At 69.9% G+C, this 16,676-nt stretch carries 12 protein-coding genes; 1 reads left to right on the plus strand and 11 read right to left on the minus strand.

Annotated elements, in window-relative coordinates; genetic code table 11:
* Nucleotides 1–1,250, minus strand: a 1,250-nt coding sequence (gene xseA / locus U9977_RS09675) for an exodeoxyribonuclease VII large subunit (protein WP_322748872.1), incomplete at its 3' end; no start/stop codon positions are given.
* A 128-nt stretch (nt 1,251–1,378) separates the two neighbouring features.
* Here xseA and U9977_RS09680 point away from each other — a divergent pair.
* Complete coding sequence (locus U9977_RS09680; RefSeq protein WP_322748873.1) at nt 1,379–2,341, plus strand: 4-hydroxy-3-methylbut-2-enyl diphosphate reductase; 963 nt, start codon at nt 1,379–1,381, stop codon at nt 2,339–2,341.
* Nucleotides 2,342–2,404: 63 nt separating this feature from the next.
* Here U9977_RS09680 and U9977_RS09685 read toward each other — a convergent pair whose 3' ends face one another.
* The 10 genes from U9977_RS09685 to U9977_RS09730 all read right to left on the minus strand — a co-directional run bounded on the left by U9977_RS09685 (nt 2,405) and on the right by U9977_RS09730 (nt 15,777).
* Nucleotides 2,405–3,712 (minus strand): glycosyltransferase family 4 protein, encoded by a 1,308-nt coding sequence (locus U9977_RS09685; protein WP_322748874.1) that lies wholly within the window; start codon nt 3,710–3,712, stop codon nt 2,405–2,407.
* A complete protein-coding gene (locus tag U9977_RS09690; protein ID WP_322748875.1) occupies nt 3,709–5,064 on the minus strand; it encodes a hypothetical protein in 1,356 nt (451 codons plus the stop codon). The genes U9977_RS09685 and U9977_RS09690 overlap by 4 nt, the downstream gene beginning before the upstream one ends.
* Nucleotides 5,036–6,295, minus strand: a complete 1,260-nt coding sequence (locus U9977_RS09695; RefSeq protein ID WP_322748876.1) for a hypothetical protein — start codon at nt 6,293–6,295, stop codon at nt 5,036–5,038. Before U9977_RS09695 ends, U9977_RS09690 begins: the two co-directional genes overlap by 29 nt.
* A gap of 281 nt (nt 6,296–6,576) precedes the next feature.
* The gene (locus U9977_RS09700; RefSeq protein WP_322748877.1) at nt 6,577–8,397 is read right to left on the minus strand and encodes a hypothetical protein; all 1,821 of its coding nucleotides are present in this window, start codon (nt 8,395–8,397) and stop codon (nt 6,577–6,579) included.
* Nucleotides 8,394–8,780, minus strand: a complete 387-nt coding sequence (locus tag U9977_RS09705; RefSeq protein ID WP_322748878.1) for a hypothetical protein — start codon at nt 8,778–8,780, stop codon at nt 8,394–8,396. Before U9977_RS09705 ends, U9977_RS09700 begins: the two co-directional genes overlap by 4 nt.
* A complete protein-coding gene (locus tag U9977_RS09710; protein WP_322748879.1) occupies nt 8,777–10,237 on the minus strand; it encodes a hypothetical protein in 1,461 nt (486 codons plus the stop codon). The genes U9977_RS09705 and U9977_RS09710 overlap by 4 nt, the downstream gene beginning before the upstream one ends.
* Nucleotides 10,228–13,107: a glycosyltransferase gene (locus U9977_RS09715; RefSeq protein ID WP_322748880.1), complete on the minus strand. Its 2,880-nt coding sequence runs from the start codon at nt 13,105–13,107 to the stop codon at nt 10,228–10,230. The genes U9977_RS09710 and U9977_RS09715 overlap by 10 nt, the downstream gene beginning before the upstream one ends.
* Nucleotides 13,104–13,898, minus strand: a complete 795-nt coding sequence (locus tag U9977_RS09720; RefSeq protein WP_322748881.1) for a polysaccharide deacetylase family protein — start codon at nt 13,896–13,898, stop codon at nt 13,104–13,106. The genes U9977_RS09715 and U9977_RS09720 overlap by 4 nt, the downstream gene beginning before the upstream one ends.
* On the minus strand, nt 13,898–14,872 hold the full coding sequence (locus U9977_RS09725; protein WP_322748882.1) for a glycosyltransferase family 2 protein: 975 nt from the start codon (nt 14,870–14,872) through the stop codon (nt 13,898–13,900). The genes U9977_RS09720 and U9977_RS09725 overlap by 1 nt, the downstream gene beginning before the upstream one ends.
* The gene (locus tag U9977_RS09730) at nt 14,869–15,777 is read right to left on the minus strand and encodes a glycosyltransferase family 2 protein (RefSeq protein WP_322748883.1); all 909 of its coding nucleotides are present in this window, start codon (nt 15,775–15,777) and stop codon (nt 14,869–14,871) included. Before U9977_RS09730 ends, U9977_RS09725 begins: the two co-directional genes overlap by 4 nt.
* Nucleotides 15,778–16,676 lie beyond the last annotated feature (899 nt).

The following is a 16,676-nucleotide window of genomic DNA, read 5'->3' on the forward strand; positions in this document are numbered from 1 at the left end:
AGGTTAGAGCCACCGGCGATAGGGGACGCCTGCGCGGGACCTGCACGGGCGGTTGCGGGGAAGGACCCGGCGGCAACCTGGATGGTCAGTTCGTCGCCGGCATCCACCTGCACCGGGTCGCGCACGATGGCGCCGTCGGCGGTCCGGTGGACCACGGCGTATCCCCGGTCCAAGGTCGCAGCCGGTGACAGCGCGTGCATCTGGGCGCGGGCGTGGGCCAGCTCACCCTCGGCCCGATCCAGGATGTGCGTCACGCCGCGTCGTGCGCGGGCCCGTAGCTCACTCACGTACCCGACCTGCCGGTCGAGCTCGCGTCCGGGAGCGGCCAGGGCGGGCCGGCTGCGCAGGGCGACCAGTCCGCGTTCCTCGTGGTTCAGCCGATGTTCGATGACCCGCCGTGACCGGTCGCGCAACGTGACCACCAGCGCGCGCTGCTCGGCGACGTCCGGCACGACCCTTTTTGCCGCGTCCGTCGGGGTGGATGCGCGGACGTCGGCGACGAAGTCGAGCAGGGGCGCGTCCTGCTCGTGACCGATGGCGGACACCACCGCGGTGGTCGCCGCGGCCACGGCCCGTATCAACGCCTCATCGGAGAACGGCAGCAGGTCCTCCATCGACCCACCGCCCCGGGCGATGACGATGACGTCCACCTCGGGGATGCGGTCGAGCTCACGCAACGCGTCGATGACCTGCCCCACGGCGAGCGGTCCCTGGACCGCCACCTCGCGTTGCACGATCCGCACGGCGGGCCAGCGGCGGCGGGCGTTTTCCACCACGTCCCGCTCGGCCGCGCTCGCCCGTCCGGTGATCAGTCCGACGGCTCGCGGGAGGAAGGGCGGTCGGCGCTTGCGGGACGCGGCGAACAGCCCCTCGGCCGCGAGCAGGCCGCGAAGTTGTTCAAGCCGTGCCAGCAGGGCGCCCGCTCCGAGCGGGCGGATCTCCACAACGGCGAGCGCGAGGGTCCCCCGGGCGGGGTGGAAGGACGGCTTGCCCCAGACCACCACCCGGGCGCCGTCGACGAGGCCGGCGCCGATCGCCTCGCACACGGCTCGCGGGCAGGTCAGCCGCAACGAGACGTCGGCGACGGGATCGCGCAGGGTGAGGAAGACGGTGGCGAGGCCGGGCCGGCGGACGATCTCGGTGAGCTGTCCTTCCACCCATACGCGGCCAAGCCGGTTGACCCAGTCCCCGATCGCCCGGGAAATCGTGCGGACCGGTAGCGGCTGCTCCGGCGAGGAGGTGAGTGCCACCGGGCCACCGTAACGACTTCAACCGTCGATCCATGCACAAACCGCTCCCGGTGTCCGTGCAGGTTGCCGGCGTGTGACGGTTATCGTTCGGCCCTCCAGCAGGTGCCGGGCCGCGTAGACTTCCGGGCATGGGGCGGATCCTGTTGGCCAATCCGCGCGGGTACTGCGCTGGTGTCGACCGAGCGGTGCTGACGGTCGAGAAGACGCTGGAGCTGTACGGCGCTCCCGTCTACGTGCGCAAGCAGATCGTGCACAATGCCCACGTCGTCAAGACGCTGGAGGCAAAGGGCGCGATCTTTGTGGACGAGACGGACGAGGTTCCTGCCGGGGCGACCGTGGTGTTTTCTGCCCACGGTGTCGCACCGTCCGTCCATGAGGAGGCGAGGTCCCGGGAACTGCGAACGATCGACGCCACGTGCCCGCTCGTGACGAAGGTTCACGGCGAGGCACGCCGATTCGCCAAGGAGGACTTCGACATCCTCCTCATCGGCCACGAAGGTCACGAGGAGGTTGTCGGTACCACGGGCCAAGCGCCCGACCGCATCCACCTGGTGGACGGCGTGGAAGATGCGGCGGCTGTCAAGGTTCGCGATGAGTCCAGAGTCGCCTATCTCTCGCAGACCACTCTGTCGGTCGACGAGACCGAGACGACGGTGCACGCGCTGCGTGAGCGGTTCCCGCTGCTGCAGGGGCCGCCGAGTGCCGACATCTGCTATGCCACCCAGAACCGCCAGGTCGCGGTCAAGGAGATCGCGAGCCAGGTTGAGCTGATCCTTGTGGTCGGGTCGCCGAACTCGTCGAACTCCGTGCGTCTGGTCGAGGTCGCCCTCGACCACGGGGTGCCCGCGGCCTACCTGGTGGACGACGCCAGCCAGGTGGATCCGGCCTGGCTCGACGGGGTCGAGACCATCGGCGTGACCAGTGGGGCCTCTGTTCCTGAGGAGCTGGTCACCGAGGTTGTCGCCTGGCTCGCCGAACGCGGTTTCGACGATGTCGAGCAGGTGACCTCGGCCGAGGAGCATCTACTGTTCGCACTACCTCCCGAGCTACGCCGGGAAATCCGGGCCCGGGAGCGGGCGGCCAGCGCCTAGCCGGCCAAAGGGCGTGCAATCGTGGTTTTCTCGCACGCCCTTTGGCCAGCAAGGCCCCGGGGCCTATTGCTTGGATGGCTGGCGCCCCGGCCCGGTCTGGTGCCGTGCCGCCATCAGGCAGTGCAGCAGTTCCGCCTGGTTGTCGGCCTGCTGGGTGAGGGTATGGCGGGCGAGCACGTTCGCGCGGGCAGCCGCAGAGATCCGCCGGCCATGAGCAGGATCGCCGAGCAGCTCGCTCAGGCGACGGGCGAGATCATCGACGTCCCCCGTGCGGGCGAGCAGCCCGGTCACGCCGTCCGTCACGATTTCCGGAATCCCGGCTGTTGGAAACGCCACAACCGGTGTTCCACAGGCCTGTGCTTCCAGAACGCTCAACGGTAGACCTTCCAGACTGGACGCGAGCACCAGGGCGTCGCACGCCCGTAGCAGGTCCGCGACATCCGTGCGCGGGCCGAGGAAACGTATCCGCAGGCCGAGCAGGCTGGCTCCGAGTTCGCGCAGCGTCCCCGCGTGCGCCGGATCGAGGCTCGGCGTGCCCGCGACGGCGAGTTGAGTGCAGGCGAATCGCCCGGGTAGCGCGGCTACCGCTCGGATGACGGTGTCCACGCCTTTGCGTGGGTCGAGCCGGGACAGCGCCAGTACCACGGGGGCGGACGGATCGGCCGCCAGCTGGGCACGTATCTCGGGGTCGGCGGCTCCCGGGCGCATCGCATCCGTGTCCACCCCGTTGCGGATCACCTGGGTACGGCGGGCTGCCTCGGGCGGCAACGACGCCGCCACCGCGTCACTGACCGCGACCGACGCCTGGGCGCCGCGTACCGCCAGACCCCGCAGCCGCCCGATCAGATCCGGTTCGTTCTCCTCATGCAGGTGCAGGACAACCGCTCGGCTGGCCAGCCGACCCGCCAGCACGCATTCCAGATGGGACCAGTGGCTGTTCGCGTGCACGACATCCACGTCGAGCAGGCGCGCGAGTGCGGCGGTGCGTCGGGCGAGGACGGCGGTCCGCCCAAGCTCCCGGACCGCGTTGGCCGGGCTGAGGCGGCCGGCCGGTGTGCGTATCCCGCGGTCGTCGGGCGCGGCCAGCACGACGTGCAACAGTCCGCTGGCCCGCCATGCCGCGGCCGTCGCACTGCCGGCAGGGGCCGCGAGGATCTGCTCGACGCCACGGTCGCGCAGCAGCGGCGCGAGCCGCAGCAGATAACGCTGCGCCCCCCAGACTCCCTCACCCTGCTCGACAACCAGTACCCGGCAGCGTGCCGGCTCCGGCTCCGGCTCCGGCGCCAGGGGCGCCAGGGGCGCCAGGGGCACCATCGGCACCTGCGGCGCCAGCGGTGTCGCTGGGTCCAGGACGGTCGTGGATGTGGTCACCGGTTTGTTCCTGACACCGACGACGGGCCGGTGACCGTGCGGCCCGGATCGGTCAGCAGGTCAAGCGGGCCGGCGCACAGCAGGTCGATCGCGGCGGCCACAGCGGACCGGGGGAAGCTCGACGGGTGGAAGGTGGCGGTGACCGACACCGCGCCGCGTAGCTCGACGAACTTCACGGATATGACGTCGCTGCCCCCGGGCGTGGACGCCGAGTACACCTGGGGGGCATCCGGGCCGGGATCCCCGCCCGCCGATCCGCCGATCCAGCTGAGCTGTTCGAAGCGCGGCACCCGTCCCAGGTGGTTGAGCACCAGGCACGGATGTGCCGGCGAGTGGGCGTCGGTCGGTAGCGATGCCGCTGGCAGCCGTTGTCGATACCCGCGCACGGCAATGAGACATAGCGTGGCCAGAGATCGACCAGATGTGACCGTTTGGCGCAGTGTCCGGCTGATGGCGACCGGATCGACCGGATCGACCGGGGTCATGTGCAGACCCACCGCGAAGTTGCCGGCGACGGTCGCGTCGGCCGGCAGGAAGCGCCGGTTGTCGATCAGCGTGAACACGCCGGCACCGGCGGGTGGTCCCAGCCCACAGCGGTCGAACGCGACCCGGGCCGCGGCGAACAGGACGGCGGCGCTGGTCGAGTCGGGGGCGTGCGCGTCGCGCCAGCTGCGGATGTCGGCCAGCGTCGACCCGGGGCTGCGTCGTGCGACAACCGCCGGCGCGGCGTCGGCCGGTCGGCTTGGAGCGTTGCCGGCTGCCGCCGCCGGCATCCGCCCGGTGCGGGCGGGAGCTGCGCTCTTCGGCGGACTGGACCGTGCATCACGCACCGTCGCCAGTAGGCGGCGCGGATCACGACCGTAGAAGCGGATGAGCGCCCGCGCCAGCGGCAGCGCCGTCTCATCCCCGGTCAGCGCCACCGGTGGGTCGCCGTCGAGGCCGGCGCGCAGCAGGGCGGGGAAAGCGTTGGTACTCAACCAGCCGTCGCCGAGGCAATGGGCCATCGACAGTGCCGCGTACCGACGTCCGACATAGATCTGGAACGGCAGCGTCGGCACCGCGGATGTGTAGAGGCGTTCGATATGGCCGGCGAGGTCGTCCTGATCGGGATCGTCCATCGGAACGATAGTCGCCACGCAGTGGCGGCGTATGTCACCCGCCGGGGTCGGTATCCACTTTGTCGAGCTCGGGTCGAGCCTGCGGAACAGCCGATGGTCCGGTTTCATGGTGAACAGTTGCTCCGCGGCGACCCGGACCGCGGTCACGTCCGGCATTTCGGCCGGGCCGGCGAGCATGATGTGCCGCCGGCCTATCCAGGCACGGTCACGACCGGCCATACGCATGAAGGTCATCCTCTTCTCCACTGTCGCGGATTCTGTTGTTGTGAACTCTGGCCGGGTACGATCGGCGGCTGAGCGCGGCGGCGACCACCGCTGTGACGCTCTGTGCGACAGCCCAGGCCAGACCGACACCGGCCAGCCCCAGTGGCTTGGCGAAGTGCCAGGCACCCGTAGTCACGAGCACCGCGGGAATGGCCTGCAGGATGACGATCCGGCCGACCTGGCGCCGCGCCCTCGCCGCACAGACGGCCAGCACGGTCACGGCTCGGGCCATACCGCCGAGGAGCAGCAGCCGCAGGACGGTGCTGGCCTGCTCGGCGTAGGTCGCCCCGAAGATCCTTAGGATCAGTGGAGCCCCGGCGATGCCGGCGGCGCCGACCGCCGCTACCACCGGCAGGACCCGGCGCAGTAAGGCCCTGTGCAGGGCGTCGACGTCGGCGCCGGGCTGGGCGCCTTCGACGGTCAGCGAGATCCCCATGCCGACTGTGATCAGGTCGACCGACACCGTCAGCATCCAGGCGATGCCGAACGCGCCGCCGGCGTTTGAACCCATCCGGACCACGACGAGTACCGGCAGGAAGGTCGTCGCGATCTGGGCGAAGACCATTCCGACGGCGTCACCGGACAGGAAGCGGAACACCGCCGTAGCCCCGATCGGCAGCCTGGCGGCTCTGGTTCTGGGCCCGGCCGATGTGGCGTTGGCCGGTGGAAGCAGACGTGTCCACAGCAGCCAGGAGACGCCCGCGATGAAGACCACAGGTGGCAGCGCCCACGAGCCGAAGAGCCCGAGCGCACCGCACTGCCCGAGGGCGGCCAGCGTAGCCAGCGTCGCGAGCTTGGTGGTGCTGTAGGCGACGTTCTCGATCGGCACCCAGACTGCGGCACGTAGGCCTGTCAACACGCTGTCCTGCAAAGAGAAGATCGACCATAGCGCGACCGCCAGGGTGAAGCCGATCGCCGCGCCGGGGCGTCCCAGCACTGCCAGGGCCGGGCTCATCCTGGGGGCTACCAGCACGAACACTGTGCCCAGGAGCAGGCTTGCGCCGCTCGCCACGCCATAGCCGATCAGTACCAGGGCTCGGGCGGATGTCCCGGCGCTCGGGAGAAACGTCGCGAACGCGCCGCCGAAGCTGAACTGGGCGAGGGTGGACAGGGCACTGAGCGCTGCGACCAGAGCCGTGACCTCACCGATCGTGGCCGGGGTGGCGCTGCGCGCGGCGAGTATCCAGTACCCGCTCCCCACCAGAGAGGACACCCCGCTGTTGACGACCAGGGCCAGTCCGTTGCGGTACAGGACGCTGCGGTCAAGGACGCTGCGATAGAGGACACCGCGCCGGGCGGCCGTTCGCGGGGCGCGGGTTCGTGGGGACCGCCATTCAGGGACGGCATTCGCCGAAACCGTGTTTCCGCGCGTCGCCCGGTGTCGGCCCCGCTGCCGCGGATTTCGGTAGTCGCGCTGTTGCTGTTGCTGTTGCTGTTGCTGTTGCCGGCGCCTCCCGGAGTGAGCCGGTGACCCGACCGTCATCACCGGTTTGCCTGGTAGGTGTAAATGCGGGCGGTCGGGCTGGTGAAGAAAACCTGGAAGCGTGGCGAGCGCGCGACCGCGTCCTCCAGGGAGTTCAACGCTCCCGGTGGCGTGAGCCCGAAGACATCGGCATAGACGTCCTGCGAGGTCGCGAACGCAAGATACCCATGGGTGGAGTACTGCCGCAGCACCGTGACGACATCGTCGAGGTCGGCCGCGCCCAGCTGGCGGTTGCGGAACCTGACCGCGTGCAGCAGGTTGGGGTCGTCATCACTTCCTGGACTCCGAAATTCCGGGTATCTCGGGCCGTACCGGAGGGGAAAGTCGGGGCCGGCGAGAAGGAGGACAGACCCCGTTGCGGCATGGGTGTCGAAGTAGTCGGCGGCCCGGACGGTATCCGGCGTCATGATGTTGATTTCCTCCTGCCCGGTGAACGCGGGCAGGAACATGGCGACCAGAGCGCCGGTCACGATGCTGACCGATGGCATCTGGCGCAGGCGCCATCCGCCGTCGGTGGGTTCGAGGGCGAGGGCGCCGAGAACGGATGCGAACGGCAGGGCGAACAGCACGACCCGCAGCGACGCCTCGCCGCCGTAGTTCTGGGCGAACACGATCCCTACGGGGACCACCGCGAGCACCAGCGCGATCCCGACCGCGCGTTCCCCCCGGCGCAGGCCACGCCAGGCGCCGATGATGGCCAGCAAGCACACGGAGGCCGTGAGTGCGTACCCGGCGCGTGCATTGAAGATTTTTCCGGGCTGGGGGGAGAACTCGTGGACGTGCGCGTTCGTGGCGTTGGCAACCGGGTTCGCTCCGGAGAGCAGGCCGAAATTGTGCTCGACGTAACCGAGGTTCGGCGCGAGCCAGGCCAGGGCGAGTCCGGCCAGCACAAGTGTCAGCCACCGTGGCCGGAGGTATCCCGCGACACTCAATGCGCCCATTCCGGCGACGATCAGGTACGGAGTGAGCTGGTGGCTGACGACCACCGCTGCCTGTAGCATGCAGATGATCGTGATGGCCGTCCGTCGCGCGGCTTTCCCGGTAACCGCGGTGAGCTCGACGGTCGGCCGCCGGGTGCCCAGGAACCGCAGCGCGACCAGATACAGACCGAGGCCCATTGTGAGCCCGAATGCCTGCGGGGCGAAATAGCTCTGACCCACCCAGTTTGTGACGACGAAAAGGAAAGCGGCCGTGGCGGCGGTGCGGGTACGGCCGGTCAGGGTCCGCGCGGTCGCGGCGACTATGCCGGCCTGGACGAGCGGAAAGAAGACCTCGGCCCAGGCCGCGTATGTCACCGGATTGCGCTGACCGGCGAGCCGGCCGAACAGCGTGGCGACCGCAAAGAATCCCGGCCACCGATGGTAGATGTCGATTCCGGGGTCGATACTGCCGTGTACGTCGATGTACCGGACGACGCCGATGTGCTTGTACACCCATGGGTAGTGTGGAACGTCCGCGCACAGTGGCACCGTCCCGTAGAGGACGACCACGGTTGCGGTGAGGAAACCGGCGAGCAACCACGGTCTCGACCGCCGCTGGCACAGCGCGCCCGCGTGTCCGATGACCAGCAGGGCGAGTCCGGCGTACCAGCGCACGGGCAGGGCCGGCGGCAGGCCGTAGTCCCCGAGGGAGTCCATCCGGATGCCGCCAAGGGACGTCGCCCACATGATGATGCCGGTGGTGCCCACCGTCATGGTCAGTGTGAGCCCGCCCAGATTCCGGGCCGCAGCGGTCGAGCCCGTAACTGTCGTGGTCGTGGTCGGGAGCGGGACCGACGCCAACGGTTGGGTCAACGTGTGGATCGGCGGGTTGGCGGTCATCCCCGGTGTCTCCGCTGCCGTTCGGGGGTCGTCGCGGACAGTTCGCCGAGCGCTCGCCGAAGATCCCAGGCGAGCACGCCGCTGGATGCGAGTCCGAGGCAGCTCAGGAGCGCCTCCGGGTTCCACCAGCCGACCTCGATGGTGACCACCGCCACGAGGGTTAGCGTAGCGAGGCTGACGCTTACCGTAACTGCGAGCCACGTAAGGACATCGTCCAAACGGAGCGTGGTCAGTGCTGCCGCGCCGGGCAGCAGCACTGTGGCCAGCAGAGCCAGCACGGTCCGCACCGGTGAGTGCGTGCCGGTGCCGGCCGCCAGCAGGGTCAGCACGGCAAGCGCCAGCAGGGCGCAGTCCACCGCGCATCGACGCCGCGGTTCGATCACGTGTCTGCTCCCGTGTTCATCAGGTCACGCGGATCGCCCGCGGATGGGATCTGTGGCGAGGGGGCCGGGCCAGGCTGGCCGTCGGTGGGCTGGCCGCCGGTGGGCTGGCCGCCGGTGGGCTGGCCGCCGGTGGGCTGGCCGCCGGTGGGCGTTGTGCGGGCGGTGATCCGGCGTGTCAGACCGGGAGCGACGAGCAGCGCGCCCACGCTGTGCGCGGCGAGCCAGGCGGACGCCGCCCCGGTGGTGCCCCACCACCTGGTCAGCGGGACGAGCGTCAGGAAAAGTACGCACAGTGACATGACTTGGATGGCGCAGCTGCGCCGGCTCAGTCCGTCCAGGCGCCACAGCACGCAGCGCAGCGTCACCGCGGCCTGCGGGATACTCGCGACGAGCAGCAGCCGCAGCGCGGTGGTGCCGCCGTTGACGTAGGTCCGGCCGTACGGGGCGAGCAGCAGCGGAGCCGCGATCACCGCCAGTGCCACGCCCGCCAGTAACCCGGGTCCGAATCGGCGCAACGCCGACCGGGTGAGGGCCGTGGCCGTGTCCACGGCGCTGGCTGCCTGGATGGTCAGGGACAGGCCCACGGACAGGACAAGCGACTCGACCGCCAACACAATCGTGAACCCGACCGAGAAGGATGCGTTCGCGTCGTCTCCGCACCAGGCCAGGACGCCGAGCGGCACCGCCACCACGCCGGTCTGCGCGGCCAGCAGCGCCCCGTAGTCCCAGGCGAGAAAGCGCAGTAGCGCCGATCGCGCGGGCTTGTCCGGGCGTCGGGTACGGCTGCGCGGGCCGTCGACCAACCCGCGGCGCAGCAGCCAGCTGCCGATCGGCACGGTCAGGGCGGCCATCGGCAGGACCCACGCGAGGAAGACCGCGTGGGAGCTGCCCATTCGGGTCAAGATGATCAATAGGAGTATCTTGGCGAGCCCGAACACGGTGTTCTCCACCGGGACCCAACCGGCCCGACCGACCGTGGCGAGCACCGAGTCCTGCAGGGCGAACAGCGTCCAAAGGGCCGCGGCCACCGGAAACAGCACCTCGAGGCCGGGGTCCGCGTGCAGGAAGCCCAGCCCCCTGGACACCGCCGGCCCGACCAGGACGACCGCTCCGCCGATCATGAGCGCGGCCGTGCCGCCGAGACCGAAGGAGAGCCCGACCATCCGCCGCCGGCCCGGTGTGATCGGCAACAGCCGGGGCAGCGTCGCGTTCAGGTTGAGATCGGCGACAGCCCCGATCGTCTGCATGACAACCACCAGGACCGTGTCCCGTCCGATCTGGGCGGGCGGGCACAGCCGGGCGGCGATGACCCAGAAGGCCACGCCCAGCGCCGATGTTGCCACGGTCGTGGTCATCAACGCGTTCGCGGTCCGTACCAGGGCCCGTTCCCGGTCGGCCGGGCCGCGGTGGCCGTGGCCGTGGCCGTGGCCGTGGCCGTGGTGTGCGCTCACGTCCATGGTGATACCGGCTGGTCGTCGGTCGGCCGGCGCTCGGTCGACCGGTCGTGAGCTGCCCGGTAACGGGACCGCAGATAACACGCCGGACCAGCGGCCATCCCGGCGAGCTCGTGAAACCAGAGCCGGCGCATGGGCAGTTCGGCTGGAGCGGCCGCGCGGTGACTGGCGGCCGGTGGCCGCCACGGTGTGTCGGTGACCCTGCGGCCGGTCCGTCGCCGACTCGCCCGTAGGTGACCGACCCCGGCGGGGATCGCGACGAGCAGGCCCGGAGCCGTGGCAGGGTCAAGCAGGTACTTGAAGAGGAACGAGGTCAGCCCGGTGCCGTAGCCGAAAAGCTGCCGGCGCAGCGCATCCAGATCGGCCCGGTGACTGTGCCAGACCAGTGCCGCCGGCTCATAGGCGACGGCGTGTCCGGCCAGCAGCAGGCGGACGAAGACGTCGAGGTCCTCGCCGCCGGCCGACGCGGTGCCCGCACCGAGGGCCGCGTCGAAGCCGCCGACGCCACGCAGCGCATCGCGGCGAAACGCCATGTTCGCGCCAGTACCGAACGCCCCCGCGCTGTACGGGTACAGCGGGCCCGGCCGTCGGGACCGATCGAGGTCGAACAGCGCCGGCCGGCAGCTCGTCGCCCATGACACGCGGGCGTCGAAGTACCGTTCCGCCGGGCTGTCCAGAGTGGCCGCGGCGACGAGTCCGGTGACGCAGGCCACATCGGGCCGGCGCTCGAAGCCGCGCACCAGGCCGCGGATCCAGCCGGCGTCCACGGTCACGTCGTCGTCGGTAAAGGCGACGATCTCACCGCTCGCGGCGCTCAGACCCGCGTTGCGCGCCCGTGAAAGCCCTGGCCGCGGCTCCACGACATACCGGAACCGGGGGTCGCCGGCGGTATGGGTGGCGAACATGGTCCGGGTCGCACGGTCGGTCGGCGCGTTGTCGACGATGACGACGTCGAGCCGGGGCCAGTCCAGGGCGCGCAGCGAGACCAGGCTGGTGGCGAGCTGAGTCGGACGGTCACGGGTGCACACCACAACACTGACCGCCGGGGTCGACACCGTCCGGCGGCATGCATGACTGACGGTGATCGGGGGCGCCAGGGCCAGGGCCAGGGCCGGTCCCGGTTCCGGTTCCGGTGCGGGTGCGGGTGCGGGTGCCGGTGCGGGTGCGGGTGCCGGTTCTGGCAGCTGGGCGAGCCCGTCGGCGTCCAGGTGAGCGCGGATGGCGTCGCCGAGCTGACCGGCGGCCAGCGCCCGCACCGTCACGTCATCAAGGACGTCCTCGTCGAGATCGACATGCAGGAAGCCGAGCGGTGTGCCGTGCAGGCGGATCAGGACGCGGGCCTCGCGGTACGGCTCGCCCGCGGCGTCGAGCGGCTCGGGCGGGATGACTGTCGGTGCGGCCAGCTCGACCTCCCCGCACCAGATCAGCCTGTTCGCCGATGCCGACCCACCTGTGGTGGCAGCTGGCGCCGGCCGGTCCAGGAGCGCATTCGCGAGGTAGGCACCCGGACCCCGGACGATCCCGGCCAGCTCCGCGGCGGACAACGATCGTGGATAGCCGTGTTGCTTGCCCAGGTTCTTAGGGCTGTTCGGATCGACCATGTGGCGTAGTCCGTGCGGCGCTCGTCGCAGCAGCTCGCGCCGTTCCCGCGGCCGGGTCAGCAGCCGTTTGGTGACCATCGCACCGAGACCGATGCCGTAGCCGTGCACCTGCCGGCGCAGCTGCGCCTGGCTCCGCCGGTGTGCATGGCGGACCAGCGCGGCCGGTTCGTAGACGAGGGCGTGTCCGGCCATCACCACCGACAGGTGCATGTCGAGGTCCTCGCCTCCGCGCGCACGCGTCCCCGCGCCCAGCCGGATGTCGAACCCGCCCAAGGCCCGCAGCACGTCCGCGCGAAACGCGCTGTTCGCGCCGCTGCCGAACACCCCGGCCGCGAACGGATACAGGAGGTCGTCCCCTCGATGCTCACGAAGGTCGAAGCGGTGGTGTTCGAAGCCCTTCCCGAAGCCACCGAACCGTTCGAAGAGCACCTGGGCGTCGGTGTCGAGCGCGAGCGGCATGATCAGTCCGGTCGCGCAGGCCACCCGCGGGTCGACAAAGCCCGCCAGCAGGAATTCCAGCCAGCGGCGGTCGACCTCGATGTCGTCATCGGTGAACACGACCAGCGGCGTCGAGATCGCGGCGAGACCGGCATTGCGGGCGCGGGAGAGTCCCGCGGCGGGCTCGGCCACGTAGCGGATGTCGGCGAGCCCGGCCCGCCGCAGCAGTGCCGGCACCCCGCTGTCACGCGGTCGGTTGTCGACCACGACGATGTCCGCCGGGCGTACCGTCTGGGCGGTGATGCCCGCCAGCGTGCGGGCCAGTGCCGCTGATGCGCAGCAGGTTGTCACGACCACTGTCGCGGATTGTCCCGGCGACACCGGTCGACACACATCCGACTCACCGAGCCCACCGAGCCCACCGAGCGGCAGGACGGGCGGGACGGTGAGACCGTCGGCACGCAGGTGGGCCGAGATCCGTGCTCCCAGGGCGTCCTCGATCAGGCCGGCGAGCTGGCGCGCCGGCAGTCCGGCCGGGCCGGCCGGGTCGCTCGATACCGCAACCACCCCGAGCGGTCGGCCGTGCAGCCGCACCAGGACGCGCCCCGGCCGCTCGTCGGTGAGCACGGGGATGGGGCCGGACAGTTCGACCTCGTGCAGGGCGGCCGGGCCGTCGGCAAACGGCGACCAACTTCGATCGCGGCGTGCGACGGGCGGGCTGGCGCGCTGCCCGGACCACTCGGGTGATCGCTGGCTGGGGAGGTCCGGTCCGGCCCCGGCACCGGCTCGATCGGTGCCGATGTCGGCTCGATCGGTGGCTACCCGGCGCGTCACCGCGGATCTCCTGCGACCCGGACCACCGCGGGCGCCGGCGCCGGCGGCGGCGGCGATTGCAGCACCCGGGCACGGATCCGGCGAGCTGATCGCCAGGCCCGGGTGCGCAGCAGTTCCCCACCCGGCGCGGGCGGACCGTCCCCGTCCAACCAGCTGCGTAGCCGGGCGTCAGAGGTGCTCGCCGCGACGGTGAGCCGGGCGATGGCCAGGGTGTCGTCGGCCGCGTGCGACAACGCGTTGCGCACCGCGCAGGCGGAGTTGAAGCCTGCCTCGGCGACCGCGGCCCGGGTCCGCCGGTCATAGTTGCCGTGCGGGTAGGCGAACGAGGCGACGGGCGCGCCGGTGCGGCCGGTCAGGTGGCGGCGCGACGTGACGATGTCGTTTTCGAGATCGGGGCCGGCCAGCTCATCGAGGCGTCGGTGGGTGTGGCTGTGCGCGCCGATCTCCACGCCGAGTGCGGCCAGCACGATCAGATCCTGTTCGCGCAGCATTCCCGGTTGGCCGATCCACGATGTCGTCACGTAGACAGTGGCGGCCCCGATGCCCGCGGCCAGCCGCCGGCACGCGGCAAAAGTGTCGGCGTAACCGTCGTCGAACGTGATGACAATCGTGTCCTCGGATGGAGATCCGGCCCGCAGCGCGCCGGCGTACTGCGACACGGTCATCGGTGTGCGGCCGCATTCCGCGATGAAGTGACAATGCCGGTCGAACGCGTCGGTAGTGACCGTCCACCGGCCCAGACCCGGCCGCGGATGGTCGGAAACAGCATGGTAGAGCAGGACGGGGATCATTAAGCGCTCCGGTGCGAATCAGCGACGCGGGTCGCGTTGCCGGAATTTCGCCATGGGAAGTACCGGCCGTGGACATATCCAGCGGTGGTGATTCCCAGACCCGTGACGGTCGCACCCACGCGCGTCCAGTGGCGGGGTGCGCCGAGATCGCGGTATAGCGCCCGGGGGAGAACCCGGCGTATGTAGTCCTTCTCGCTGGCCAGCGCCGCGTTGTCGCCGACGTTGCGGGCCACCGCGGCCTTGGACAGGCCCTCGGCATAGCAACGGGCCCGGAAGTACCGCCAGGTTGTGCGTTCCCGGGTGACGCGGTGGCCTACCCGCGCCAGCGGCTGGTAAAGCAGGACCGCGGTCGGATCGTATGCGCGCAGCCGGATTGCGAACTCGGTCTCCTCACAGCCCAGCGGTCGGGCACCGAGGCGACCGAGTCCGTCGGTAAAGCCACCCACCTGATCGAAGACCGTTCGCCGGAATGACATGCCGGCACCGATGGGGTTTCGGACCGGTGCGCTGGCCGTGGGCAGTCCGGTGTAGCTGCATCCGACCACCCAGTCGAATTCCGGTGGGAACCATGATGGGCGGTTCGACGGCCAGCGCGGCTCGGCCAGCCCGCCGACACCAGCGATGGTCGGGTCGGAATACGGAGCCAACAGGTGCGCCAGCCACGCCGGTTCAGCCTCGGCGTCGTCATCAAGGAAGGCGATGACGTCGCCGGTGGCGGCCGCGATACCGGTGTTACGGGCTCCGGACAGACCCTGGTGGCCGTTGTTGACCATGACATTGACGCCGGGCAGGCCGGCTGCCGCACGTCGGTGCAGCTCGCGGTTGTGGTCAATGACGACGATGATTTCGTGGGCGGGAGCGGTCTGGGCCGAAAGGCTCGCCACGGCCCGTTCCAGATCCGCCCACCGGTCTTCGGTGTATGCGCAGATCACGACGGACGCACATGGTGTGGACCGGCCGTCGACGGCTGTCATGCGTAGCTCGCCGAGGTGGTGCCGGCCAGGTCGGGGTGGTCGCCGGTGCCCTGCTGGTGGGGGCTGCCCGCGGTCGACGTACCAGGCGTACCAGGCGTACCAGGCGTACCAGGCGTACCAGGCGTACCAGGGGAGACGACGGTGCCGTGCGCGGCGGCCCGAGCGACTGGAACGTCGTGCCGACGTAGCCGCTCGGACACGATCGTGCGCAGTACCCGCAGCCCGTCGCTGCCGGCTCGCAGGTTTGACTCGCCGTGAACACGGGGCTGCTCGAAACTGCCCACCTCGGTGATGCGCAGGCCAGCCATTGCCACCCGCAGCATGATCAATGTTTCGATCTCAAAGCCGTCACCCCATTGGCGAACTCCGCCATGCCGGCCGGGCTCGAGCCCCAGCGCGGGTAGGCATGCGCGGGAGAAGGCGTTGTAGCCATAGCAGAGATCGGTGAAGCGTCGGCGGAACAACAGATTGGCCAGGACGCACAGGCCGCGGTTTCCCAGCCGGCGGGTGCGGGTGATGTCAGCGCTGCCACCGCCGTGGGCGAAGCGCGTTCCCTTGGCGAAGTCCGCTCCGTTCCGAAGGGCGTCGAGGAAGTCTGCGATCTCACCGGGATCCGCCGAACCGTCGGCGTCCAGCATGACGATGAAGTCGCCGGTGGCGGCGGCGAAGCCGCAGGCAAGAGCGTTCCCCTTACCGCGTCGTGTCTGGTGCACGACGACTGTGTCAGGGCGGAGTTCGCATGCGATCCGCACGGTGTCGTCACTGGACCGGCCGTCCACCAGGATTATCTCCGCGTCCGGTGGCAGCCGGCGGAAGACGTCGGGTATGTTTTTCGCCTCGTTGAGCGTTGGAATAACGATGCTAACCGAGAGAGGGGCCACTGGACGCCGCAACGTCTCGAACAACGGATATCCTCCGATTTAGGCCACGGGGAAACGGGTTGTAGCGGAGTCGACCGGTCTCGCGAGCATGCCCTTGGCTCCGGGCGCGCGAGACAAACGTCTTTGCAGGGTGCTAACTACCGGCCGGGCGGCCGGTACCGTCGTGGGAGATTTCCGTTCCCGGGGCGTGCTTCGGACGCCAGCTGTCCGACCCAGGGACCTCGGCCGCCGGCGATGCGACAGAACCACGATCGCATCGCCTTTGGCCCTCCGGCGCGGGTGACGCGACAAACGACGTGCGTTCCGTCGCCGGTTACCGGGCGAGTTCCCGGGCGAGCGTTGCCCATCCGACAGTTGATTTACAGCAGAAGTCTGGTTGACGTTCGGATCTGCGTCCGTGCACCGTTGCCCCCTCGTGCGTGTCTGTGCCGTCCGCGATCGTGTGCCACCAGCTGTCGTCATCTTTGGACAGCGCGTATCTCGGCACGGGAAACGTACCACATTCCATCACTGCTAGTGGTTGATTCATCGCCAAGGGGTGACGGCTGCGGGTGTCGCGGAGTGTTCGTGTTGTTTAATCATGCCGAGAATTCCTGTGATCCGACCGTGATCCGACCGCGCCCTACTGGCCCGTGGCGGGGATGCGGAGATGTTGCGGAGGTTTCCAGTTGTTTCTACGGTGATGGAGAAAACGAAGAAAAACGTGTCGCCGGCCGCCCCACCGGTGAGTCCGGCGGTCGGCGCCCAGGCAGTGGCAGCCGCTGTGCTCGGGATCGGCTCGGGATCGGCTCGGGTCGTTCGGGCCGGTCAGCCGCGTCGGCGGGAGCGGACGCGAGAGAACGCCGGGCACGGACACTGTCCGCAGTCAGAGCCACGCCGGTAATGTTGATGATTGTCACGAAGATGGCCGCAGCGGCAGGTGA

The sequence above is a fragment of the Protofrankia sp. Cas8 genome (assembly GCF_963555845.1).
Lineage (GTDB): Bacteria > Actinomycetota > Actinomycetes > Frankiales > Frankiaceae > Protofrankia.

What these genes read in the sequence shown, in the direction of transcription:
- U9977_RS09680 (WP_322748873.1), top strand. Translation starts at nt 1,379, where the DNA reads ATGGGGCGGATCCTGTTGGCCAATCCGCGCGGGTACTGCGCTGGTGTC.
- U9977_RS09690 (WP_322748875.1), bottom strand. Translation starts at nt 5,064, where the DNA reads ATGACCTTCATGCGTATGGCCGGTCGTGACCGTGCCTGGATAGGCCGG.
- U9977_RS09700 (WP_322748877.1), bottom strand. Translation starts at nt 8,397, where the DNA reads ATGACCGCCAACCCGCCGATCCACACGTTGACCCAACCGTTGGCGTCG.
- U9977_RS09710 (WP_322748879.1), bottom strand. Translation starts at nt 10,237, where the DNA reads ATGGACGTGAGCGCACACCACGGCCACGGCCACGGCCACGGCCACGGC.
- U9977_RS09720 (WP_322748881.1), bottom strand. Translation starts at nt 13,898, where the DNA reads ATGATCCCCGTCCTGCTCTACCATGCTGTTTCCGACCATCCGCGGCCG.
- U9977_RS09725 (WP_322748882.1), bottom strand. Translation starts at nt 14,872, where the DNA reads ATGACAGCCGTCGACGGCCGGTCCACACCATGTGCGTCCGTCGTGATC.